A 21,482-nucleotide genomic window follows, 5' to 3' on the forward strand; every position below is an offset into this window, starting at 1 on the left:
GCGATCCCGGTTTTTGTAGAGCCGAGCCATGCTCGGCTGCCGTTCGCACGGTGATCGAATGCGTCGAGCGTGGCTCGACTCTACAGATCGGGCGGGCAGCGCGCCTGCTGCTGCGCACACGCCCGTTTCATCCATTCCTTCAACACCGGCTGCAGGCCTTCATAGCGCCGGCCTTGCCAGCCGTTGGCCAGCACCGTGCCGTCGGCATCGATCAGTACCAGGTTCGGCGGTGCCAGCCCGGCCAATGCCTGCAGCGCCGGCATGCGCGCGGCGCGGCGCGGGTCCAGCACCGGCCACGGCATGTCCTGCGCGTGCATGTAGCGGCGCAGCGCGCTCTCGCTCTCATCCAGGCTGACGTACACCACTTCGGTATCGGCGCCGGCTTCGCGCAATGCGTCGCGCACGCTGCGCAGCGTGGGGACGAACGCATGGCACGGTGCGCACCAGTCGGCACCGAAGTACAGCGCGACCAGCTTCGGCGGCGGCGACCACTGCATCGGCCGCAGCGAGCGCTGCTCCGGCCGCATCAACGAGGCCGAGACCTGCGCGTGCAGGTCCGCAGCCACCGTCGGTGCGGCCGGCAGCACGGCACAAGCCAGCACCAACGCTCGCAGCGCTTCAGAACGCATAGCGCAGGTTGACATACCACGAGCGCGCGAAGCGCGGCCCGTAGACATAGTCGCTGTCACGCAGTGCGCCCACTTCCAGATCCTTCTGGCGCTGATCGAACACGTTCTTGACGCCCGCGGCCACCGACACTTCCTGCTGCGCCTGTGCGCCCAGGTGACGGTGCCAACGCGCCCCGAGATCGGTGACCAGGAACGAACGCGTGCGGTGCAGTTCGCCCAACCGGTTGTTCAGCACCGACATCGGCCCGGTATGGCGCAGCGCGACGAAGGTCTCCCACGGTTCGGCCGGCATCCAGCTGAGCTGGGCCAGGCCGGTCCAGCGCGGAGTCTTCAGGTAGTCGCGGCTTTCGATCACGGTGTCGCCACCGTCGCCGCTGTCGTCGAAGATGCGCTGCGGCTCGCGGAAGCGCGAGCGGTACCACGAGGCGCCGGCGGTCAGGCGCCACTGCGGCGACGGCTGCCAGCCGAGGTTGGTTTCCGCACCCAGCACGTCCGAGCCGGAGGCGTTGTAACGCAGCTGGCTCAGCTGGCCGTCATCGCTGCGCTGGATCTCGCCCAGCGCGAAGGTATCGCGGATGCGTGCATAGGAGGCGGTAGCATCCCAGCTCCACACCGGATTGGCCGGGTCCGAGCGCCAGTCGAAGCCGAACAGGGTGGTCAACGCGCGCTCCTCCTTCAGGCCATCGGTATTGCGCACGCGCACCTGCTCGCCGCCGAGCGTATCGACATGCACATCCTCAACGAAGATCTCCGGAGCACGGAAGCCGGTGGCAATGCCCGCCCGCCATTTCAGGTTTGGCGTGGCCTGCCAGGCCAGCGCGATGCGCGGCGAGAACACCGCGTTGTCCAGTTCCGAGCTCTTGTCCACGCGTGCACCCAGCACCAGGTCGACGTTGTCGTGCAGGCTCCATTCGTCCTGGATGAACGCGCCCAGGTTGTGGAAGGTCGCATCCTCCAGCACCGCAAGACGCTGCCCGTCACCGGTGCGGTTGTCGTCGCGCAGCGCCTCGTGCTTGTACTGCACGCCGAAGGCCAGCGCATGCGCGCCCAGCCGCCAGTTCAACTGGCTGTCGATGTAGTGCAGCGGGTTGTGGGTGCGGCCGTACTGGCGCCACGAACGCGAGGCCGCGCTGCCGGCCACGTTGCGGTCCAGCTGCGACGGGTCATAGCCGGGTGCGGACGGATCGGTGACTACGTCGCCGAGACCGCCGTAGAAGCTGTCGCGGTCGATGTCGGCGAAGGCGTAGGCCAGGCGGAAATCGACGTCGGCAGTGATCTCCTGGTCCCACGACACACTGCCGCGCCGGTATTTCGTATCCAGCGATTCGGCGATGTTGGCCAGGTATTCGGGCTGGTCCAGGCGGTTGCCGCCGCGGCGGGTTTCATCGGTCACCTGCAGGTCCAGGCGCAGCCGCGTGCCCGGCGTGGGCGCGTACCAGGCCTGCAGCCCGCCGACCTTGAGGTTCTTGCGGGTGATCTCGGTGTAGCCGTCACCGTTGTAGTCGATGCCGTTGTTCCAGTTGCGCTGGGCAATCACGGACAGGCCGGCGTCTGCGTCCCTGGCCACCAGGTCCAGCCGCAGGTCGGCGTTCTTCTGCGGCGTACCTTCCAGGACATCCACGCCGGCCTGCACATGGCCACCACTGCGCGCCGGCAGCGGCGGAATCAGGTTGATCACACCGGCAACCGCACCCGGGCCGTACAGCGCCGAGCCACCGCCCTTGACCACTTCGATGCGGTCGACGAACCCGGCCGGGATCTGTTCCAGGCCGTACACGCTGCCCAGCGTGGACAGCAGCGGGATGCCATCGAACAGCAGCTGGTTGTAGGCACCGGGCAGGCCCAGCAGCTGCACTTCGCTGGTGTTGCAGTTCTGGCAGTTGCTCTCCACGCGCAGGCCGTTGATCAGCTCGGCGGCGCGCGAGAAGTCGGCGGCCGCGCGCAGCGCGATGTCTTCCTTGCGCAGCACCTCGGTGCGGATCGGCACGTCCGACAGCAGGCGTTCGCTGCGCGTGGCGGTGCTCACCTTGACCTGCACACGGTCCAGTTCGGTCGGTTTCGGAGTGGCGGCCAGTGCAGCCAGCGGCAGGGTCAGGGCAATGGCGGCGGCCAGGGGCAGCCGATCGAAGAGGGGCGTGGCAACGGGCATGAGGGCGTCGTCCTTGGGGGAAAGAAAGGCGGCGAGGGCGACCTGGCTGACGCATATGAAAGCAGTGGCTTATCAATATAGCAAGTGCTATATAAGGAAGCCGCAGTCATTCCGAGCGGAACGCCGATCGAGCCAGATCATGGCTGTGTTATAACATTACATTTGGCGGCCGCAACCCTGCCTGTGGTCATGCACGGAGGTTGGTGTTGCTGTGTGGTTGGGGTCAGAGCCCTTTCCCCTGGAAAGGGATCCGACCCCGGGGGCGATCGTCAGCCGCGGCGGAACGCGGCGGGCGTGCGGGCGCCGACGATGATCATGCGGATCATCGTGGAGATCTCTTCGATCAGCTCCGGGTCCTTCTCCGGCGGCAGGTCCATGGCGGTGGCACCCATCGCGAACACCAGCCGGGTGATGGCCTTGGCCACCAGTTCCGGGGCATGCAGCACGGCGCCGTCCAGCGCGGCCAGGCGCACCAGGTCGTGCTGCAGCTCTTCCTCGAAATAGTGCAGCTCACGTTCGACCGCGTGCTTGAAGTCGTCCGAACCCACCGCGCCTTCGCGCAGCAGTACGTGCAGCAGCTTGTCGTCGGCGCGCAGCTGTTCCATGAAGGTCTCCACCGAAACCCGCACCACGCTGGTGGCGGTGGAGGTGGCACGCTGGCGGGCCTCGCCGATGATGGTCCGCAGCGAACGGCCGGCGGCGTCGATCAGCGCCACGGCCAGTTCGTCCATGTCGCGGAACTGCCGGTAGAAGCTGTTCGGCGCGATGCCGGCCTCACGTGCCACTTCGCGCAGGCTGAGCGTGGACAGGCTGCGGTGCGGCCCGATCAGTTTCAGGGCGGCGGCCAGCAGGTCCTCGCGGCTCACCGTACGGCGGGCCGGGCTGTTGGCATCTTCAGGCGTCGACAAGGCGGTGGCGGCGGCCATGGGGGTTCCGGTGGGGCGAGGCTGAATCATACCCAATCCGGTTCAATATACACATGTATACACAGGTGTATGTGCGCCCGTATAGTTCGCCCATGAGCGCTGTCGTCCGTCCGTCCCTGTTCTCTCCGTACCGCTGGGTCTCGCCGTCGCTGTTCGATTTCTGGGCGGGCCAGCTCAATCCCCTGTGGACCCTGCGCGAGCCGGTGGCCCGCCTGGTCCGGCGAGAGCCGGCCGGCGAGGGCGCGGCGACCCTGGTCCTGCGCACCAACCGGCACTGGGCCGGCATGCGCGCCGGCCAGCACGTCACCCTGGGCGTGGAGATTGAAGGGCGCCTGTGGCAGCGCAGCTACAGCCCCACCGCACTGGGTCGGCGCGAGCTGGCGATCACCGTCAAGGCGATCGACGGCGGCCTCGTCAGCCAGCACCTGGTCAACCACGCGCAGCCGGGCGAACTGTTCCGCCTCGATGCCGCCTTCGGCGAGTTCCACATGCCGGCTGCGGCGCCGGTGTTGCTGCTGGCTGCCGGCAGTGGCATCACGCCGATGCGCAGCCTGTTGCGCGACGCCTGCCAGCGCCCGCTGGCAGCGCCGGTGGACCTGTTCTACTGGGAACGCAGCGCCGCCCACCTGCAGTTCCGTGATGAGCTGCAGGCGTTGGCCGCCAGCCAGCCGAACCTGCGTGTGCATCTGCTGACCACCCGCGAAGGGGATGTGCCCGCCGCACGTATCGATGCCCACGACCTGCAGGTGGCGGGCGATGACACCCCGTTGGCGCAGCGCCATGTGCTGGCCTGCGGCCCGGACGGCTTCGTTGCCGCCGCCCGCGAACGCCTGGCGCACCAGGTTGCCGGTTTCCAGGCGGAAGCGTTCACTCCTCCCGCACCGCTGCGTGACGCCAGCAGTGAAGGGGAGGTCGTGCTGACGCTGGCGCGCAGTGGCCGCCAGCTGAGCGTGCCGCGTGGCAGCTCGTTGCTGGAAAGCCTGGAAGCCCATGGCATCAAGCCCAGGCATGGCTGCCGCATGGGCATCTGCAACACCTGCAGCTGTGACCGCGTCAGTGGCGCCACCCGCCACCTGCGCACCGGCGACCTGCAGTCCGAATCGGCGCAGCCGGTACGGATCTGCGTGAGCGCACCGACCACCGACCTGACCCTGGATCTCTGAGGACGCCTGCCATGACCCGCGCTACCGACCGTGCCCTGAGTACTGCCGAGATGCATGCCTTCGGTGAGGAACTCGACGCGATCCGCGACCGTGTGATCGGCAGCCTCGGCGCCTCCGATACCCGCTACATCCGCCGCGTGGCCGCCGCCGTGCGCTGGTTTGGCGTGGGGGGCCGTGGCCTGCTGTTCCTGGCGGCGTTCTCGCCACTGTTCTGGATGCCGCTGCTGTGGCCGGCCGCGATCACCGGCACGCTGCTGCTGGCGCTGTCGAAGATCCTGGAGAACATGGAGCTGGGCCACAACGTCATGCACGGCCAGTTCGACTGGACCGGCGACCCCAAGCTCAACGGCAATACCTATGAGTGGGACATCGTTGCCACTGCCGACAACTGGCGCAAGACCCACAATTTCCGCCACCACACCTATACCAACGTGCGTGGCATGGACGATGACATCGGTTATGGCCTGCTGCGCATCTTCCCGGAGCAGCGCTGGAAGCCGTTCTACCTGCTGCAGCCGATCATCGCGCCGATCTTCGCGCTGCTGTTCCAGTGGGGCGTGGCCGCGCAGGACCTGCGCCTGGGCCGCTGGCTGAAGGGCCGTATCAGCGGCCGTGCGATGTGGCTGCAGACCCGCCCGGTGGCGCGGAAAATGGCCCGCCAGGTGCTGAAGGACTACGTGTTCTTCCCGCTGCTGGCCGGCCCGTTCTTCCTCACCGTGATGCTGGGCAACATGGTGGCCAACGGACTGCGCAACATCTGGACCTACGTGATCATCTTCTGCGGCCACTTCACCGCCGAATCGGAAACCTTCCCGAAGGAATGCCTGCGCAATGAATCGCGCGGCCACTGGTACCTGCGCCAGCTGCGCGGTTCATCCAACATCAGCGGCGGCTTCCTGATCAACGTGCTGTCGGGCAACCTCAGCCACCAGATCGAGCACCACTTCTACCCGGATCTGCCAGCCAACCGCTACGCGGCCATTGCCAAGGAAGTGAAGGACATCTGCCGTCGCTACGGCCAGCACTACAACAACGGCTCGCTGCCGCGCCAGTTTGGCCAGGTGGTCTGGCGCATCCTGCGCCACGCATTCCCGAGCAAGCCGCGCCGCCTGCCGATGTCGGACATCATGTCCGCACCGGCATCGGCCAACGCGGGCTGATCAACTCAGCCCGCCTTCGCCGGCTCCGCCTGCTCGCGGTCCAGGCGGCGCAGGAACACCTGCATTTCCCTGCGTGCCTGCTGGTCGCCCTTGCTGCCGGCCACGCTCAATCCGCGCTGCCAGGCTTCGCGCGCCGCCTGCGGCTGGCCACTGGCCAGCCAGGCCTTGCCCAGCAGCTTCCACGCCGCCGAGTACTGCGGATCAAGCACCACGCAACGGCCCAGATGGGTGGCCGCGCGCACCGGGTTGCCGGCATCCAGCCAGCCCTTGCCCAGGCCGAAGCGCAGCAGCGCGCCATCCTTGCCGGCGGCGAGCATGCATTCCAGAGCTTCGATGTTCATCCGCGCACCTCCACCAGCAGTTCGGCCGGGCCGGGCTGGAAGCGGCCGCGATGGAACAGCAGCGGCGCGCCGCCGTTCTCGTGCACGTCGATGATGCGGCCGGCCAGCAGCAGGTGATTGCCCACCGGCCACTGTGCGTGGCGGGTACAGGTGAGATGGGCGACCGCACCGGCGATGCGGGGTGGGGCGTCCTCGTCGTCATCCAGCAATGCCAGGCCGTCGAAGCGATTGCGGACCTGCGGATCGGCGAAGCGCCGGGCCAGCGCTTCCTGGTCGGCCGCCAGCACGCTGATTGCAAAGCGGGTGGCGCGCTGGAAGGTGGACAGGCTCTGTGCGTGCAACGCCAGGTTCCACAGCACCAGCGGTGGCTGCAGCGAGACCGGTACGAACGAGTTGATGGTCAGGCCGACCGGCTTGCCCTGTGCATCGCGCGCGCAGACGATGGCCACGCCGGTCGGGAAATGGCCGAGCAGCCGCCGCAGGGCACGCGGCGGCATCTCGACCGACGGCACCGGCGCCGGTGCGGGGAAGACCCCCGCCCACGGCCCGGCGTACGGCACTGTCTCGCCGCTCATGAGGCCCAGGCCTGGCGGTAGCGCCGGCCGACCTCGGCCCAGTTGATGATGTTGAAGAACGCACCGATGTAGTCCGGGCGACGGTTCTGGTAGTGCAGGTAGTAGGCGTGTTCCCAGACGTCCAGCGCGAGGATCGGGGTATTGCCTGACAGGCCCACGGTTGCACCCATCAGCGGGCTGTCCTGGTTGGCGCTGCTTTCGACCTGCAGGCGGCCATCGCGGTCACTGGTCAGCCAGGCCCAGCCGCTGCCGAAACGGGTCTGCGCGGCCTTGCTGAAGGCGTCCTTGAAGGCATCGAAGCTGCCCAGGTCACGGTCGATGGCGGTGGCCAGTTCCTCATCGGGTGCACCACCGTCCGCGCTGAGCACGGTCCAGAACAGGCTGTGATTGGCGTGGCCACCGCCGTTGTTGCGGACCGCGCCACGCTGCGCCTCGGGCACGGCACCGAGGTTGGCGATCAGCGCCTCGACCGGCAGCTCGGCGATGCCGGCCTGCTCGATGGCGGCATTGAGGTTGTTGACGTAGGCCTGGTGGTGCTTGCTGTGATGGATCTCCATCGTGCGCGCATCGAAGTGCGGCTCAAGGGCGTCGTAGGCGTAGGGGAGCGGGGGAAGCGAGTACGACATCGAAGCAATCTCAGTGGGGAAGGCCAGGGGCTGGCCGTGGGGAGATTGTTATCGCACCTCAACATTGGTTGAGGTCAAGGGGCGGGATTGAAATGCGTGCGCGTTCGTCGCCTTGATTCTTCCTGGCAGGCAGGGGCTGATGGGTCAGCGCAGGACACGCCGTGAACCCATCCATGGGGGCTCGATGGCGCCATCCGTGGCGCCAACGGTCCTGCGCTGACCCATCAGCCCCTGCAGGACAGCTCCCTGCGCTGGCGCGGAGACGGAGTCAAAGGCAGGAGCAGGAGCGGCATGGTAGTGCCGGCCGCTGGCCGGCAATCAGCGAAGGTCGGGTTGCCGGCCAGCGGCCGGCACTACCAGAACCCGCTTTTCGAACCTCACCGGCGCGCTGTTGCGCTGCCCGCGCTCGCAGGAAACCGTCGGGTGGCGGGGGAAGGGGCTGGCCGGGACCGTTGGCGCCATGGATGGCGCCATCGAGCCCCCAAGGATGGGTTTACGGCGTGTCCCGGCCAGCCCCTTCCCCCGTCACAGCCGATATCAACAAAAGCGCCGGCAGGCGAACCAGCCGCCAGCGCCTTCATCAACTCAACTCAACCAATCCTTGCACGCACCATCAACCTGTTCCCCGCAGGCCTGCTGCATCCGCTGCTGCAGCCGCGCCAGTGTTTCGGCGCCCTGGTGCTTGCCGCTCCACGTCTTCAACTGCCCGGCCAGGCGCTCGAAACGCTGGCGGGTACGCTGGTGGTAGCCCGACGGCTGCGCTTCCAGTTCGGCGATCAGCGAGGCGGTGGCCTGCTCGATGCGTGGTGCATCGTCCGGCGCCAGCTTCAACAGGCCCTCCACGTACAGCACGCCCCACTGTACGCGGGTGGCCGGGCCCTGCGCGCCATCGTAGGCGCGCTTCAGCCACTCCAGTGCGCCGGCGGTGTCGCCGCGCTGCTCGGCCAGTTCGGCCAGCTCGGGCATGTAGTAGTACGGCTGCTCGCTGCGCTTCAGCTCGGCCAGCAACAGCGCCTCGGCGCCCGCGTCGTCGCCGACCTGGCGCAGTGCGTAGACCGCGCTGCTGATCGTGGCCTGGCGTGCATGCGCATCGGTGGCGGCGGCATCGGCAGCGGCCACGCGCTGCTTGACCCGCTCAACCAGGGCCGCGGGCAGTGCGCCGTTGGGCTGCTGCTGACGGGCCAGCGACACTTCGGTCAGCGCACGCGACAGCGCGTCGTCGGCACGGTTGCCGCGCTCGGCATCTGCGCGCTCCAGTGCGACCAGCAGCTGCTGTCCCAGCGTGTTGCTGGTGGCCGGCCCCGCACTGGCCTGCTTGACCAGCGTCGCGCCCGCGTAGCCCAGCAGTTCGCGGTTACGACGGACTTCGGCAGGTTGCGCCAGCACTGCCTGCAGCAGCTCACGCACCTCGGTGGGCGAGCTGGCGGGCGTGTCGGCGGTGGCCAGGGCCAGCAGGGCGAAGCGGCGTTGCAGCGCCGCGTCGGGTGCGGCCTTGGACAGCTGGCGCAGCACATCCTGGCTCCTGCGCTCGCCGGCCAGGCGGTTGGCGTCGACTTCCCAGCCGTAGTCGCCCAGCACCTGCCAGTCTTCGGCGGCCAGCCTGTCCGGCGTGGCCAGTGCCGTCGCCAGGGTGGCGGCGATGGCGCTGCGGCGCCCGGCCGCGACGGTCAGCGCACGGGTCAGTTCGGCCGCGTCGTTGCCGCCGGCCACGCGGGTGAGCTCATTGCGTTGTGGGTCCAGCACGATCAGGGTCGGATAGCCGCGCACCCCGAAGCGTTCGCCCCAGGCCTGTGCCCCTTCCTCGTCGCCATCCAGGTAGACCGGCACGAACTTGCCGGTCAACGCGATGAACGCCGGGTCCTTGAACAGGCCGGCCTTGAGCTGGTTGCACGGCGGGCACCAGACCGCGCCCCAGTACAGCAGCACCGGCTTTCCGCTGTCGGCGGCCTCGGCGAAGGCATCGTCCACATCGCCCTGGCGCCAGGCGATGGCGGACGCCGGCGCGGGCGCCTCGGCGGAGCTGGCGGTGGACACCGGGGCCGGCGTGCAGGCGCTCAGCGCCGAAGCCAGTAGCAACACGGAAAGCGCGACGCGCATCGGCGGCATCTCGAAGGGGGGACAGTCCATTGTAGGAATGGCCGGGGAGTGTGCTGATTCAGTTTGCTTATATCGGCCGTGCAGCGGGGCATGACATCCGCTGCCCTCAGGCGGCTGCCCGCACCATCTGCTGGTACACCAGCCCGTTGAACTCGCCGACATCACCGTCCAGCACGAAGCCATAGCGCAGGTAGGCAGGCACTGCGTTGAGCGAGGCGCGCACGGTCAGCACCGGTGTGCGCAGGTGCGGCAGCACGGCTTCGAACAGGGCATGGCCGATGCCCTGGCCCTGGCAGGCGGGATCGACGAACAGCATCGCCAGGTGGCGGCCTTCCTTCAGCTCTACCACGCCGAGGATGCGGCCATCCTGCTCGGCCACCAGGATGTGGTTGTCACCCTGCAGGCGTGCAGCGAACGCATCGGCGGCGGCGACACTGCCGAACGTAGCAATGCCGGCCGCGCTGAGCGAGGGCGCGACGGCCGCAGTGAATGCGGCCAGGCATACCGCGCTCATCGCGGGCAGGTCATCGATGTGGGCGGGGCGGATCCTCGGCATGCAGCGATCTTCCTGTGGTGTGTGGCGTGTCATCGTCGCCGGTTGCCTGCACGCTAAGCTGGTCCCATGAGTGAATTCAATCCCGCCTACGCTTCGTTGTTTCCGCAACAGGGACTGAGCCTGGGCCTGATGACGCCCGTTGCGGCGCATGGGCTGGCCGATCCGGGCGCGGCGCGGCGCATTGCGCGGCTGGCCGACGATCTTGGTTTCGCCGCGTTGTGGGCGCGCGATGTACCGCTGATGGTGCCGCAGGGTCCGGACGCGACGGCGAGCGCGCTGGACGACCCCTTCCTGTGGCTGGGCATGCTGGCCGCCGCGACCACGCGCATCGTGGTCGGTACCGCCGCCATCGTGTTGCCGTTGCGCCAGCCGTTGCAGGTGGCGAAGTCGGCCCTGAGCCTGGACCGGATCAGTGCAGGGCGGTTCGTGCTGGGCCTGGGTTCGGGTGACCGCCCGGAAGAATTCGCCGCCTTCGGCGAGGATCTGGAGGGCAGGGCGGCGACCTTCCGCGAGCGCTGGACGTTGCTGCGCGCGGCATTGTCACCGGAGGCCGATGCGCGGACCGCCGTACTGCAGGCCACGGGTGGCTTCGACGTGCTGCCGGCGCCGGCAACCCGCATCCCGATGCTGGTGGTGGGTACCGCGCGGCAGAGCCTGCAGTGGATCGCGCGCGAGGCCGAAGGCTGGGCCACCTATCATCGTGAGGAGGCCGCGCAGGAGGGGCGCATCGGCCTGTGGCAGCAGGCGCTGGTGCAGCGTGGTGGCCCAGGCAAGCCGTTCGTGCAGTCGATGCTGCTGGATCTGCAGGCAGATCCGCAGGCGCCAGCCGAGCCGCTGCCGCTGGGCCTGAAGGTCGGCCGCGATGGCCTGCGTGACTATCTGCTGCGCGTGCATGGGCAGGGCGTGGCGCACGTGATGTTCAATCTGGTCGACAACGGGCGGCCGATGGACGCGGTGTTGCGTGAGATCGGGGAGCAGGTTCTGCCGAATCTGCCCCGGTAGGTGTCCACCTTGGTGGACACGCTCCAGCAGTCGAGCACGGCTCGGCTCTACATGCAGTGTGCATCTGCGTATCATTCGCATTTGATACCCCGCTGCCGGAGCCCCGTGTGACCCAACGTTCCCCCATGCACCCGAGCGGACGCCTGTTCGCCGCGGTCGCTTTCATCGAGGCCGTGACCTGGGCCGGCCTGCTCATCGGCATGTGGATGAAGTACGGCCCCATGGCCAACGTGGCGCTGGTGAAGCTGTTCGGACCCCTGCATGGCGTGGCGTTCCTGCTCTATGTGGCGGTGACGCTGTTCGCGGCGCTGCGCCTGCGCTGGCCGTGGTGGGCCAGTGCGCTGGCGCTACTGGCAGCCATCCCGCCGCTGGTGACGCTGCCATTGGAATGGTGGTTCAAGCGCCGTGGCCTGTTGGTCCTGCGCGCGGTGCGCTGAAGTCGCTGTTGCGTGCCCGTTCAAGAGAATGGGTATCAAATGCAAATACGAGCCGTTATCATTTGAGGATGGCGTCCGGTCCTGAGCAGGGCCGGCGCCGGGCGGGGCGCAGGTGCGCCCGGCGATCCCTTCCTGTTACGGCTGGTGTTCCATGCACGCACGTCCCGTCGTTCCCGGCTTGCCGGCGCTGGTAGTGGCCGCCCTGATCGGCACCATGGCGATGATGTCCTTCGTCGCCGTGATCGGTCCGGTGGTCCGCATGCTCGGGCTGTCCGAGTGGCATGCCGGACTGTCGGTCACCGCCGCGGGCGCGTTGTGGATGCTGGCCGCGCGCCCATGGGGCCAGCTCAGCGACCGCATCGGCCGCAAGCGCGTGCTGATGCTGGCGATGAGCGCCTACACCGTGGTCTACATCGCGCTGGCGGTGTTCATCGACGTTGCCCTGCAGGCGGTGCCGCCGGTACTGGTATCGGTGCTGGTGCTGGTCGGTGCGCGAGGCCTGATCGGCCTGTTCTACGCGGCGGTGCCGCCTACCGCAGCCGCGCTCATCGCCGACAAGGCACCGACCGGCCAACGTGCGAAATTCCTCGCCCGCCTGGGCAGCGCCAATGCGCTGGGCATGGTGCTCGGGCCGGCCGCTGCCGGCTGGCTTGCCTATACCAACCTTTCGCTGGCGCTGTACGTGGCCGCGTTGCTGCCGCTGCTGGCACTGGCATTGCTGGCCTGGCGGCTGCCGGCTACACCGCCGGTGGTTGGCGCGTCCGCACAGCGCCGCGCGCCGATGAGCCGCCTCGACCCGCGCCTGCGCCTGCCGCAGCTGGCGGCGCTCATCGCCATGGTCTCGGTGACCATCGCGCAGGTGACGGTGGGCTTTTTCGCGATTGATCGCCTGGGCCTGGATGCTGCCGCTGGTGCACGCATGGCCGGCATCGCGCTGACCGCGGTCGGCATCGGCCTGATCCTGGCGCAGGCGCTGGTGATGAAGCTGGAGGTGCATCCGCGCCGCTGGATCATCCTCGGCGCGCTGATTTCCGGCATTGGCTTTGCTTCGGTGGCGGGCGTGCAGCAGGGCTGGCAGTTGCCGGCGGCATACGCGCTGGCCGCGTTCGGCATGGGCTTCGTATTCCCCTCGTTCCAGGCGCTGGCCGCCGACGCGGTGGAAGCGCACGAGCAGGGTGCCGCGGCGGGCACGGTCGCTGCCGCGCAGGGGCTGGGCATGGTGGCCGGGCCGATGCTCGGCACGCTGTTGTATCGCGGCGGGCCCAGCCTGCCATATCTGCTGGTCGGCGCGCTGCTGCTGTTGCTGTGCGCGTTGGCTGCAGCGCATCGGATGAAGGAGACCCCATGAACGATTCCCTGATGCAGGGCGCGTGGCCGGAGGCTGCGCCCGCGCCGCTCGAGAGCACTGACGACGCGTCGTTGTTCCTGCTGCAGCATGCCGGCCAGCATGTGCACGCACGCGGTTGCCGCCTCGCGCTGCCGGGTGGCGCGTTGGCAACCCTGGCGGAGCGCGTTGCGGCCTTCTTCGCCCAGCAGCGTGGCGGTCCGGGCCTGCTGGTCGGTGCGGTGCCATTCGAACCGCGTGCCGACGACGCGTTGTACCAGCCTGAGCGCCTGCTGCCGGCCCTGCCGTTGCAACCACGGGCGGCGCCGGCGCTGCAGGGTCCGCTGCAGGCGGAGCCCGCAGCGCAGGACTATGCAGCCGCGGTTGCCGCGGCAGTGAAGGCGCTGCGCGCGCCCGACCAGGACCTGCACAAGGTGGTGCTGGCGCGCAGCCTGCTGGCGCACAGCCGCCATGCGCTGTCTCCAGAGGTGCTGCTGGCGCGGTTGGGCGCGGATCCCTCGGTGGCGACCTATGCGGTGCCGCTTCCGGTTGAACCGGGGCACGCACCGGCTTGGCTGGTCGGCGCAACACCGGAGCTGCTGCTGCGCAAGCGTGGCGCCGAGCTGTTGTCGCACCCGCTGGCCGGGTCCGCGCGCCGCAGTGCCGATGCCGCCGAGGACGAGCGCGCCGCGCAGGCGCTGCTGGCTTCGAACAAGGACCATGACGAGCACCGCCACGTGGTCGAGGCCATCATCGAGGGCCTGGCGCCGTACTGCAGCCACATCGATGCGCAGCCGCGCCCGGTGCTGCATGCCACCGCCAGCATGTGGCATCTCGGCACCCGCATCCACGCCACCCTGAAGGATCCGCAGACATCGGCGGCCGAGCTGCTGGCGCAGTTGCATCCAACGCCGGCGGTCTGCGGTACACCCCGGCTGGCGGCACTGCAGCGTATCCGCGAGCTTGAGCCGGTGCCGCGTGGCTTCTATGCCGGTGCGGTCGGCTGGCTGGATGCGCAAGGGGATGGTGACTGGTATGTGGCGATCCGCTGCGCACGCCTGCAGGGCACGCAGCTGCGCCTGTACGCCGGCGCCGGCATCGTTGCCCAGTCGCAGCCCGAGGCCGAGGTCGCCGAAACCGCGGCGAAGTTTGCCGCCCTGTTGAACGCGTTGGGCGTCCACGACGCCGCGCCCGTCATCGAGCCTGCTGCATGAACACGCCCACTGTTTCTTCCCGCCTGCCACTGCAGCAGGCATGGCCCGATGCGCTGGTGGCGCGCTATCGCGAGGCGGGCTACTGGCGCGGCGAGACCTTCCCGGCGTTCCTGCGTGAGCGTGCGGAACGCTACGCTGATGACATCGCCGTGGTCGCTGGCGATGTGCGCCTGAGCTACGCGCAGCTGTGGCACGAGGCCGGTCGCATCGGTGCCGGACTGCTGGCACTCGGCCTGCAACCCGGTGAGCGGGTGCTGGTACAGCTGGGCAACACCGCCGGGTTCATCGCCACCGTATGCGGGCTGTTCCGCGCCGGCCTGGTGCCGGTGTACGCGCTGCCGGCGCACCGCATCACCGAGCTGGTGCACTTCGCCAACAAGGCCGAAGCCAGTGCCTACATCACTGCCGACCTGCACGATGGCTTTGATCATCGCGGGCTGGCGCGGGCGCTGCAGGCCGAGGTGCCGGCACTGCGCAACGTGGTCATCGATGGCGACGCAGCAGAGTTCACCACGCTCGAGGCGCTGCAGGGAGACCGCAACCAGCTGCCGGCCGACCCGGACCCGCAGTCGGTGGCGTTCCTGCAGATCTCCGGTGGCAGCACCGGGCTGTCCAAGCTGATTCCACGCACCCACGACGACTACATCTACTCGTTCCGTGCCAGCAATGACCTCTGCGGCATCGACCGCGACAGCGTGTACCTGGTCGCGCTGCCGGCCGCGCACAACTTCCCGATGAGCTCGCCCGGTTTCTTCGGCGCGCTGTATGCAGGTGCCCGCGTAGTGCTCAGCCCCGGTCCGGGGCCGGACGTGGCCTTCCCGCTGATCGCGCGTGAGCAAGTGACCTGCTGTGGGCTGGTGCCGCCGCTGGCGCTGTTGTGGGCACAGGCCGCCGCCACCAGCAAGCACGACCTGTCCAGCCTGCAGGTACTGCAGGTAGGCGGGGCCAAACTGGTGCCGGAAGCCGCACGGCGGGTGATTGACGGCCTGGGCTGCACCCTGCAGCAGGTGTTCGGCATGGCCGAAGGCCTGGTGAACTACACACGGCTGGATGATCCGGAAGAACTGATCGTAGCCTGCCAGGGCCGGCCGATCAGCCCGGACGACGAGGTGCGCGTGGTCGATGACCATGACCAGCCGGTGCCGGAAGGCGAGGTAGGGCATCTGCTGACCCGCGGCCCTTACACCATCCGTGGCTACCACAACGATGCGGTGGCCAATGCGCGTTCGTTCACCGACGACGGCTTCTACCGCACCGGCGACCGCGTGCAGCAGCTGCCCGGAGGCTACCTGGTGGTGCAGGGCCGTGCCGGTGACCACATCAACCGGGCGGGCGAGAAAATCTCCGCCGAGGAGATCGAAGATCACCTTCTGGCCCACCCCGGCGTGTTCGACGCCGCCGTGGTCTCCATTCCTGACGAGTATCTCGGTGAGCGCAGCTGCGCGTTCGTGATCCAGCAGGGTGAGCCGATCAAGGCCCCGGCACTGAAGGCCTGGATGCGCGGGCGCGGCCTGGCCGCGTTCAAGGTGCCCGACCAGGTCGTGTTCGTCGACAGTTTCGATACCACCGCGGTCGGCAAGATCAGCCGCCGCGAACTGCGCGCGCAGCTGCGTGCGCGTCATCTGCAACAGACAGGAGGAACGCGCTGATGGCGCTGCCCCGTATCACCGATTACCCCTTGCCGACTGCCGCCGAACTGCCGCAGGCGCGCGGCCCGTGGCGCCCGCAGCGCGATCGTGTCGCGCTGCTGGTGCACGACATGCAGCGCTATTTCCTGGCCGCATTCGACGCCGGCAACGCACCGCTGCGGCCGGCAGTGGACAACATCGCACGGCTGCTGGCGCATTGCCGCGCGCACGGCATTCCGGTGTTCTACACCGCCCAGCATGGCGACCAGGACCGCCGTGACCGTGGCCTGCAGGCCGACCTGTGGGGACCAGGCATGCGTCGCAGCACCGACCATGAACCAATCATCGAGGCACTGGCACCGCAGCCTGGCGAGCACGTGCTGGTGAAGCACCGCTACAGCGCGTTCCAGCGCAGCAACCTGGAGACGCTGATGCGGGTGCGTGGCCGCGACCAGTTGCTGGTGACCGGCGTGTACGCGCATATCGGCTGCACCGCGACCGTGGTCGAAGCGTTCCAGCGTGATATCGAGGCCTTCATCGCCGCCGATGCCGTGGCGGACTTCTCGCGCGCCGATCATGATCAGGCGCTGCACTGGATTGCGCGCACCAGCGGGGTGCCGATGACCACCGACCAGCTGCTGGAGGTGCTGTGATGGCTGCCACGGGTGAGGTGCTGGATCTGGAGCGCATGCGTGCCGACGTGGCGCGCGTGCTGGAATGTGCCCCGGCCGAGATCGGTGACGACGACAACCTGATCGACCTGGACCTGGACTCGATGCGCATGCTCGGCCTGGTCCTGGCCTGGGGCAACACCGGCCTGCCGCTGGAGTTCTCGCAGTTGGCCGAGCACACCACGCTGCGCCAGTGGTGGGCTGTGGTGCAGCAACTGCAGGCCGCGCAGAACGCATGAACGCCGCTGCGCTGGCCACACCGGTGGCATTGACCGAGGCCCAGGCCGGACTGTGGTTCGCACAGCGGCTGGCACCGGACAATCCGTCATTCAATACCGCGCACGCGGTGTGGATCGACGGCCCGTTGGACGTGGCCGCGTTCATTGCAGCGGCAGACCAGGCTGCAGGCGAGGCCCAGGCCTTCGCATTGCGCTTTGCCGAAGGGGCCGATGGCCAGCCGCTGCAGTGGCATGACCCGGCACACGTGCCGCTGCTTTCGGTGCGCGATGTTTCCACCGCGGCGGATCCCGCCGCTGCGGCACGCAACCTGATGCACACCGACCGTCTGAGCCCGGTCGATCCCACCCGTGACCGGATCAGTCAGCAGGTGTTGTTTGACCTGGGCGGGCAGCGCTGGGTCTGGTACCTGCGCGTGCATCATCTGGCCGCCGATGGCTACGGCATGGCGCTGTTCACCGATCGCGTGTGCGCGTTGCATGCCGGTCGCATGGCTGAACCGCTGCCAGGGCTGGCGGGCGTGCTGGCGGATGACGCCGCCTATCGTGCCGACCCGCGTCGTGCGCAGGCCGGGCGCTGGTGGCGCGAGCAGTTGCAGGGGGCGCCGGCGGGCGTGGGCCTGGCGGGTACCGTGGCGGCCAGCGACGATGCGCTGCGCTGGGTGCAGCCGCTCGATGCGGCCTTCCGTGAGCAGCTGCTGCAGGCCTCGGCACGTTGGCTGCAGCCCTGGCCGGATGTGCTGGCCGCGCTGGCGGGCGAGTACCTGCGGCGGATGAGCGCCGCCGATGAAGTGGTGCTGGGCGTGCCCTACATGGGCCGGCTCGGCAACGCGTCGGCGCGGGTGCCGGCGATGGCGATGAACGTGTTGCCGCTGCGCGTAGCGGCCGGCGAGGGCAGCGTCGAGGCCTTCACCCGCGGCCTGGGCCGGCAGCTCAGCCAGGGTCGCAAGCGCGGCCGTTACCGCAGTGAGCAGCTGCGCCGGGACCTGGGGCTGGTCGGCGCGCAGCAGCGCCTGCACGGTCCGCTGGTGAATGTGCAGCCGTTCTACAAGCCGCTGGCGCTGGCCGGCGTGCAGGCGACGCTGGAGGTGCTGTGCACCGGGCCGGTGGATGATCTGACACTGGGCTTCCGTGGCGATGGCCAGCACCTTCTCGATCTGGAGATCGAGGCCAATCCCGCGCTGTACAGTCGCGAGGATGTCGAGGCGCATGCAGCGCGGTTGCTGCATTTCGTGTCGGCAGCATTGCAGGCTGACGATATCGCAGCCGTGCCTTTGGCGACGCTTGAGGAGGCGCAGCAGGTGCTGCACGGTTTCAATGCCACCGCGCACGCGCTTCCCGAGACTACCCTGGTTGAACTGCTGCAGCAGGGCATGGATCGGGATCCGCACGCGCCGGCGCTGGTGTTCGGCGACACTACGCTCGACTATGCAACGCTGGAAGCGCGCAGTTTCGCGCTTGCCGCACAACTGCGCGGGATGGGCGTCGGCCCGGGCAGCGTAGTCGCGGTGGCATTGCCGCGCTCGCTGGAACTGGTGCTCGCGCTGGTCGCGGTGCTGCGCGCAGGCGCGGCCTATCTTCCGCTGGACCTTGCCCATCCTGACGAGCGGTTGGCACGTATTCTTGCGTCGGCGCAGCCGGTGTGCGTACTGGCTGCGCCAGACGTATCGGTGCGCATGGCCGGTGTGCCGGTGCTCGCGCCGGAGCAGTGGACCGCGCTGAGTTTTGCGGCGCCATGGGCGGATCCTGCGCCCAGCGATGCCGCCTATGTGATCTATACCTCCGGTTCGACCGGCGAGCCCAAGGGCGTGGTCGTCGAACACCGCGCGATCGTCAATCGCCTGCTGTGGATGCGCGAGCACTACGACATCGGCGCCGATGACCGCGTGCTGCAGAAAACCCCGGCCACCTTCGATGTCTCGGTCTGGGAATTCTTCCTGCCGCTGCTGTGCGGGGCAACGCTGGTGGTTGCCAGGCCCGATGCGCATCGCGATCCCACTGAACTGGCGCGCTTGATCCGGGGCCATGGCATCACCACCGCGCATTTCGTGCCGTCGATGCTCGACGCCTTCCTCGCTGCGCCGGCCTCCGAAGGTTTGCAGCTGCGCCGCGTATTCACCAGTGGCGAGGCGCTGGACGCTGCGTTGCGCGACCGCTTCCATGCGCGCGTGCGCGCAGAACTGCACAACCTGTACGGCCCGACCGAGGCCGCAGTAGATGTCAGCTATTGGCCGGCGTCAGCGCAGGATCGCTCGCGGCCGGTGCCGATCGGCTTCCCGGTCTGGAACACCCGCCTGTACGTGCTGGACGCCCGGATGCAGCCGGTGCCGGTCGGTGTGGCCGGTGACCTGTACCTGGGCGGCGTGCAGCTGGCACGCGGCTATCTCGGTCGCGACGATCTGACCGCCGAACGCTTCCTTGCCGATCCTTTCCTGGCGGGCGAGCGCATCTACCGCACCGGCGACGTGGCGCGCTGGCGCCGCGATGGTGCGGTGGAGTACCTGGGCCGCAGCGACCATCAGGTGAAACTGCGCGGCCTGCGCATCGAACTGGGCGAGATCGAGGCGGCTTTGCGCGAACTGCCGGGCATGGAGCGGGTGGAAGTGCTGCTACGCCAGGATGCTCCCGGCGAAGCGCGTCTGGTGGCCTATGTGCCGACCGCGCTTGCCGATGCCGTAATGCTGCGCAGCCACCTCGCCACGCGTGTGCCGGACTACATGGTGCCCTCGGCCATCGTTGGTGTGGACCACTGGCCGGTGACCGCCAACGGCAAGCTCGACCGCAATGCGTTGCCGAAGCCACCGCAACGTGAAGTTGCCGGCTTGGCGCCGCGCACGCCGTTGGAACAGGAGCTGGCGTTGCTGTTCGCACAGGCGCTTGGGCGTGAGGCGCCGGTGGCGGTGGATGCGGACTTCTTCAGTCTCGGCGGTGACTCGCTGTCGGCGGTGCACCTGCTGCTGGCGATCGAGCAGCGCTGGCGCTGCGATCTGGGTTTGGGCGCCTTGTTTGCCCAGCCCACCGTGGCCGCGCTGGCGGTTCGTATTGCCGCGCCACCCGCGCTGGCCGATCACGCGCTGGGGCCGGTGATCGCGCTGGCCGCAACCGACGCTGCCGGGCCCACGCCGCTGTTCGTGCTGCACCCGGCCGGTGGCATCGTCTGGAACTACCGCACGCTCGCCCGGGCACTGCAACCAGCCCGCCCGGTGTATGGCCTGCAGTCGCCGGCACTGGACGCGCGGCTGCCACTGCCGAGCAGCATCGAGGCGATGGCCAACGACTACGTACAGCGCGTGGTCGCACTGCAGCCGAAGGGGCCGGTGCATCTGCTGGGCTGGTCGGTGGGCGGCATCCTGGCCCAGGCGATGGCGGTGCGGCTGCATGAGATCGGCCGCGACGTCGGCGAACTGGTGCTGCTGGACGCCTATCCCAGCGAGTGCTGGCGGGCCGAGCCTGAACCGGACGCCGTCGCCGCACTGCGGGCACTACTGGCGATTGCCGGCCATGACCCGGATGCGCATCCGGAACTGGACAGCCGGGAACGCATACTCGCGTTCCTGCGTCGCGGCGGGAGTGCACTGGGCAGCCTGCCGGATGTGGTGCTTGACGGCGTGGTGCGCGCGGTGACCGGTACCAATCGGCTGATCCGTGAACATATCCACCGGCCGTTCGAGGGCACGCTGGTGCACGTCCGCGCTGGCCGGGATCTCCAGGCGCGGCCACAGCTGCAGTCGGCGTTGTGGCGGAGCCACGCGCGCAAGGTGCAGGCACTGGAACTGCCGTTCCTGCACGCCGAACTGACCGGCCGCGATGCGGTGGCGCAGCTGGCACCGTGGTTGTCGGCGCGGTTGCGCCACTGGGACGAGCAACAGGAGACCGCAACATGCAATTGACCGGTTTTGAAGGTCGTGTGGCGCTGGTGACCGGTGCCGCCGGGGGCATCGGTGAGGCACTGGTACGGCTGTTGGCCGCGGCCGGTTGCATCGTGGTGGCGACTGATCGCGAGGCACCCATGTTCGCGGATGCACGTGTGCAGGCGTTTGCTCTTGACGTGACCGACAGTGCGGCCGTCGACGCCTTGGTGGATCGGGTCGAGTCCAGCATCGGACCGATCATGCTGGCCGCCAGCGTGGCCGGTGTGCTGCATGTGGGCGGCGTGACCGAGACCGGCGATGACGACTGGCGCCGGGTGTTCGCGGTGAACACCGACGGCGTGTTCCATGTCGGGCGTGCTCTGGCGCGGGTGATGTCGCCGCGCGGGCAGGGCGCGATGGTTACCGTCAGCTCGAATGCGGCCGGTGTGCCGCGACACGGGATGGCCGCCTATGCGGCATCCAAGGCCGCCGCCACCATGTTCACCCGCTGCCTCGGGCTGGAGCTGGCGCCGCTGGGAATCCGCTGCAACATCGTCGCCCCGGGATCGACGTTGACCCCGATGCAGACCGGCATGTGGCAGGACGAGCACGGTGCCGAGCGGGTGATCGCCGGCAGCCTGGAGACCTACAAGGCCGGCATTCCACTGCGCAAGCTGGCCACCCCGGAGGACATCGCGCACTCGGTGATGTTCCTGCTCTCCGATCAGGCCGGGCACGTGGCCATGAGCGACCTGTACGTCGACGGCGGCGCCACCCTGCGCGGCTGAGCCCCGACGGCCGCCTGCCGGCTGTGGTCGTGCCGGCCGCTGGCCGGCAACCTACGGCCCCCGGTAGTGCCGGCCGCTGGCCGGCAACCTCATTCACCTTCAGACATCT

At 68.7% G+C, this 21,482-nt stretch carries 19 protein-coding genes; 11 read left to right on the forward strand and 8 right to left on the reverse strand.

Features of this window, described 5'->3' with window-relative positions; genetic code table 11:
• Nucleotides 1-80 precede the first annotated feature (80 nt).
• The 3 genes from AC5P5W_RS14710 to fabR form a co-directional block, all read right to left on the reverse strand.
• Entirely contained in the window at nucleotides 81-629 is a 549-nt protein-coding gene (locus AC5P5W_RS14710) for a thioredoxin-like domain-containing protein (RefSeq protein ID WP_041863553.1), read from the reverse strand.
• A complete protein-coding gene (locus AC5P5W_RS14715) occupies nucleotides 619-2,778 on the reverse strand; it encodes a TonB-dependent receptor plug domain-containing protein (protein ID WP_495221236.1) in 2,160 nt (719 codons plus the stop codon). Before AC5P5W_RS14715 ends, AC5P5W_RS14710 begins: the two co-directional genes overlap by 11 nt.
• Before the next feature lie 269 nt (nucleotides 2,779-3,047).
• Nucleotides 3,048-3,704 (reverse strand): HTH-type transcriptional repressor FabR, encoded by a 657-nt coding sequence (gene fabR, locus AC5P5W_RS14720; RefSeq protein ID WP_014647432.1) that lies wholly within the window; start codon nucleotides 3,702-3,704, stop codon nucleotides 3,048-3,050.
• Nucleotides 3,705-3,796: 92 nt separating this feature from the next.
• Between fabR and AC5P5W_RS14725 the strand changes: the two genes are divergently transcribed.
• Together AC5P5W_RS14725 and AC5P5W_RS14730 are read left to right on the forward strand one after the other, a co-directional pair.
• The gene (locus AC5P5W_RS14725; protein ID WP_046431056.1) at nucleotides 3,797-4,867 is read left to right on the forward strand and encodes a ferredoxin reductase; all 1,071 of its coding nucleotides are present in this window, start codon (nucleotides 3,797-3,799) and stop codon (nucleotides 4,865-4,867) included.
• An 11-nt stretch (nucleotides 4,868-4,878) separates the two neighbouring features.
• On the forward strand, nucleotides 4,879-6,027 hold the full coding sequence (locus AC5P5W_RS14730) for a fatty acid desaturase family protein (RefSeq protein ID WP_014647430.1): 1,149 nt from the start codon (nucleotides 4,879-4,881) through the stop codon (nucleotides 6,025-6,027).
• Nucleotides 6,028-6,032: 5 nt separating this feature from the next.
• Here the strand turns inward: AC5P5W_RS14730 and AC5P5W_RS14735 are convergent, their stop codons facing one another.
• The 5 genes from AC5P5W_RS14735 to AC5P5W_RS14755 all read right to left on the reverse strand — a co-directional run bounded on the left by AC5P5W_RS14735 (nucleotide 6,033) and on the right by AC5P5W_RS14755 (nucleotide 10,222).
• Nucleotides 6,033-6,368 carry a tetratricopeptide repeat protein gene (locus AC5P5W_RS14735; protein WP_075077115.1) on the reverse strand — a complete coding sequence of 112 codons (336 nt, stop codon included), beginning with the start codon at nucleotides 6,366-6,368 and terminating at the stop codon, nucleotides 6,033-6,035.
• Complete coding sequence (locus tag AC5P5W_RS14740) at nucleotides 6,365-6,943, reverse strand: flavin reductase (RefSeq protein ID WP_197575261.1); 579 nt, start codon at nucleotides 6,941-6,943, stop codon at nucleotides 6,365-6,367. The genes AC5P5W_RS14735 and AC5P5W_RS14740 overlap by 4 nt, the downstream gene beginning before the upstream one ends.
• Complete coding sequence (locus AC5P5W_RS14745) at nucleotides 6,940-7,569, reverse strand: superoxide dismutase (RefSeq protein ID WP_197575259.1); 630 nt, start codon at nucleotides 7,567-7,569, stop codon at nucleotides 6,940-6,942. The genes AC5P5W_RS14740 and AC5P5W_RS14745 overlap by 4 nt, the downstream gene beginning before the upstream one ends.
• A 585-nt stretch (nucleotides 7,570-8,154) precedes the next feature.
• Nucleotides 8,155-9,675: a thioredoxin family protein gene (locus tag AC5P5W_RS14750; protein ID WP_164077174.1), complete on the reverse strand. Its 1,521-nt coding sequence runs from the start codon at nucleotides 9,673-9,675 to the stop codon at nucleotides 8,155-8,157.
• Between the two features lie 97 nt (nucleotides 9,676-9,772).
• The gene (locus AC5P5W_RS14755; RefSeq protein ID WP_197574562.1) at nucleotides 9,773-10,222 is read right to left on the reverse strand and encodes a GNAT family N-acetyltransferase; all 450 of its coding nucleotides are present in this window, start codon (nucleotides 10,220-10,222) and stop codon (nucleotides 9,773-9,775) included.
• Between the two features lie 66 nt (nucleotides 10,223-10,288).
• On the opposite strand from AC5P5W_RS14755, the gene AC5P5W_RS14760 reads away from it, so the two are divergent.
• The 9 genes from AC5P5W_RS14760 to AC5P5W_RS14800 all read left to right on the forward strand — a co-directional run bounded on the left by AC5P5W_RS14760 (nucleotide 10,289) and on the right by AC5P5W_RS14800 (nucleotide 21,373).
• Nucleotides 10,289-11,224, forward strand: coding sequence for a TIGR03571 family LLM class oxidoreductase (locus tag AC5P5W_RS14760; protein WP_197574563.1), 936 nt, complete (start codon nucleotides 10,289-10,291; stop codon nucleotides 11,222-11,224).
• Nucleotides 11,225-11,349: 125 nt separating this feature from the next.
• Nucleotides 11,350-11,661, forward strand: a complete 312-nt coding sequence (locus AC5P5W_RS14765) for a DUF3817 domain-containing protein (protein WP_197574583.1) — start codon at nucleotides 11,350-11,352, stop codon at nucleotides 11,659-11,661.
• A gap of 151 nt (nucleotides 11,662-11,812) precedes the next feature.
• Entirely contained in the window at nucleotides 11,813-13,009 is a 1,197-nt protein-coding gene (locus AC5P5W_RS14770; RefSeq protein WP_049439387.1) for an MFS transporter, read from the forward strand.
• Nucleotides 13,006-14,199, forward strand: coding sequence for an isochorismate synthase (locus AC5P5W_RS14775; protein WP_053494489.1), 1,194 nt, complete (start codon nucleotides 13,006-13,008; stop codon nucleotides 14,197-14,199). Before AC5P5W_RS14770 ends, AC5P5W_RS14775 begins: the two co-directional genes overlap by 4 nt.
• Nucleotides 14,196-15,848, forward strand: coding sequence for a (2,3-dihydroxybenzoyl)adenylate synthase (locus tag AC5P5W_RS14780; protein WP_197574564.1), 1,653 nt, complete (start codon nucleotides 14,196-14,198; stop codon nucleotides 15,846-15,848). The genes AC5P5W_RS14775 and AC5P5W_RS14780 overlap by 4 nt, the downstream gene beginning before the upstream one ends.
• Nucleotides 15,848-16,480, forward strand: coding sequence for an isochorismatase family protein (locus AC5P5W_RS14785; RefSeq protein WP_111205410.1), 633 nt, complete (start codon nucleotides 15,848-15,850; stop codon nucleotides 16,478-16,480). Before AC5P5W_RS14780 ends, AC5P5W_RS14785 begins: the two co-directional genes overlap by 1 nt.
• The gene (locus AC5P5W_RS14790) at nucleotides 16,480-16,737 is read left to right on the forward strand and encodes a phosphopantetheine-binding protein (RefSeq protein WP_075077147.1); all 258 of its coding nucleotides are present in this window, start codon (nucleotides 16,480-16,482) and stop codon (nucleotides 16,735-16,737) included. Before AC5P5W_RS14785 ends, AC5P5W_RS14790 begins: the two co-directional genes overlap by 1 nt.
• Nucleotides 16,734-20,624, forward strand: coding sequence for an enterobactin synthase subunit F (locus AC5P5W_RS14795; protein ID WP_495221238.1), 3,891 nt, complete (start codon nucleotides 16,734-16,736; stop codon nucleotides 20,622-20,624). Before AC5P5W_RS14790 ends, AC5P5W_RS14795 begins: the two co-directional genes overlap by 4 nt.
• A complete protein-coding gene (locus AC5P5W_RS14800; RefSeq protein WP_197574566.1) occupies nucleotides 20,615-21,373 on the forward strand; it encodes a 2,3-dihydro-2,3-dihydroxybenzoate dehydrogenase in 759 nt (252 codons plus the stop codon). The genes AC5P5W_RS14795 and AC5P5W_RS14800 overlap by 10 nt, the downstream gene beginning before the upstream one ends.
• Nucleotides 21,374-21,482: the final 109 nt, after the last annotated feature.

It is taken from the genome of Stenotrophomonas sp. YJH_SMC_123, assembly GCF_059368215.1.

Excerpts from the sequence above, each read along its gene's own strand:
- AC5P5W_RS14710 (WP_041863553.1), bottom strand. The coding sequence starts at position 629 with ATGCGTTCTGAAGCGCTGCGAGCGTTGGTGCTGGCTTGTGCCGTGCTG.
- AC5P5W_RS14715 (WP_495221236.1), bottom strand. The coding sequence starts at position 2,778 with ATGCCCGTTGCCACGCCCCTCTTCGATCGGCTGCCCCTGGCCGCCGCC.
- fabR (WP_014647432.1), bottom strand. The coding sequence starts at position 3,704 with ATGGCCGCCGCCACCGCCTTGTCGACGCCTGAAGATGCCAACAGCCCG.
- AC5P5W_RS14725 (WP_046431056.1), top strand. The coding sequence starts at position 3,797 with ATGAGCGCTGTCGTCCGTCCGTCCCTGTTCTCTCCGTACCGCTGGGTC.
- AC5P5W_RS14730 (WP_014647430.1), top strand. The coding sequence starts at position 4,879 with ATGACCCGCGCTACCGACCGTGCCCTGAGTACTGCCGAGATGCATGCC.
- AC5P5W_RS14735 (WP_075077115.1), bottom strand. The coding sequence starts at position 6,368 with ATGAACATCGAAGCTCTGGAATGCATGCTCGCCGCCGGCAAGGATGGC.
- AC5P5W_RS14740 (WP_197575261.1), bottom strand. The coding sequence starts at position 6,943 with ATGAGCGGCGAGACAGTGCCGTACGCCGGGCCGTGGGCGGGGGTCTTC.
- AC5P5W_RS14745 (WP_197575259.1), bottom strand. The coding sequence starts at position 7,569 with ATGTCGTACTCGCTTCCCCCGCTCCCCTACGCCTACGACGCCCTTGAG.
- AC5P5W_RS14750 (WP_164077174.1), bottom strand. The coding sequence starts at position 9,675 with ATGCCGCCGATGCGCGTCGCGCTTTCCGTGTTGCTACTGGCTTCGGCG.
- AC5P5W_RS14755 (WP_197574562.1), bottom strand. The coding sequence starts at position 10,222 with ATGCCGAGGATCCGCCCCGCCCACATCGATGACCTGCCCGCGATGAGC.
- AC5P5W_RS14760 (WP_197574563.1), top strand. The coding sequence starts at position 10,289 with ATGAGTGAATTCAATCCCGCCTACGCTTCGTTGTTTCCGCAACAGGGA.
- AC5P5W_RS14765 (WP_197574583.1), top strand. The coding sequence starts at position 11,350 with ATGCACCCGAGCGGACGCCTGTTCGCCGCGGTCGCTTTCATCGAGGCC.
- AC5P5W_RS14770 (WP_049439387.1), top strand. The coding sequence starts at position 11,813 with ATGCACGCACGTCCCGTCGTTCCCGGCTTGCCGGCGCTGGTAGTGGCC.
- AC5P5W_RS14775 (WP_053494489.1), top strand. The coding sequence starts at position 13,006 with ATGAACGATTCCCTGATGCAGGGCGCGTGGCCGGAGGCTGCGCCCGCG.
- AC5P5W_RS14780 (WP_197574564.1), top strand. The coding sequence starts at position 14,196 with ATGAACACGCCCACTGTTTCTTCCCGCCTGCCACTGCAGCAGGCATGG.
- AC5P5W_RS14785 (WP_111205410.1), top strand. The coding sequence starts at position 15,848 with ATGGCGCTGCCCCGTATCACCGATTACCCCTTGCCGACTGCCGCCGAA.
- AC5P5W_RS14790 (WP_075077147.1), top strand. The coding sequence starts at position 16,480 with ATGGCTGCCACGGGTGAGGTGCTGGATCTGGAGCGCATGCGTGCCGAC.
- AC5P5W_RS14795 (WP_495221238.1), top strand. The coding sequence starts at position 16,734 with ATGAACGCCGCTGCGCTGGCCACACCGGTGGCATTGACCGAGGCCCAG.
- AC5P5W_RS14800 (WP_197574566.1), top strand. The coding sequence starts at position 20,615 with ATGCAATTGACCGGTTTTGAAGGTCGTGTGGCGCTGGTGACCGGTGCC.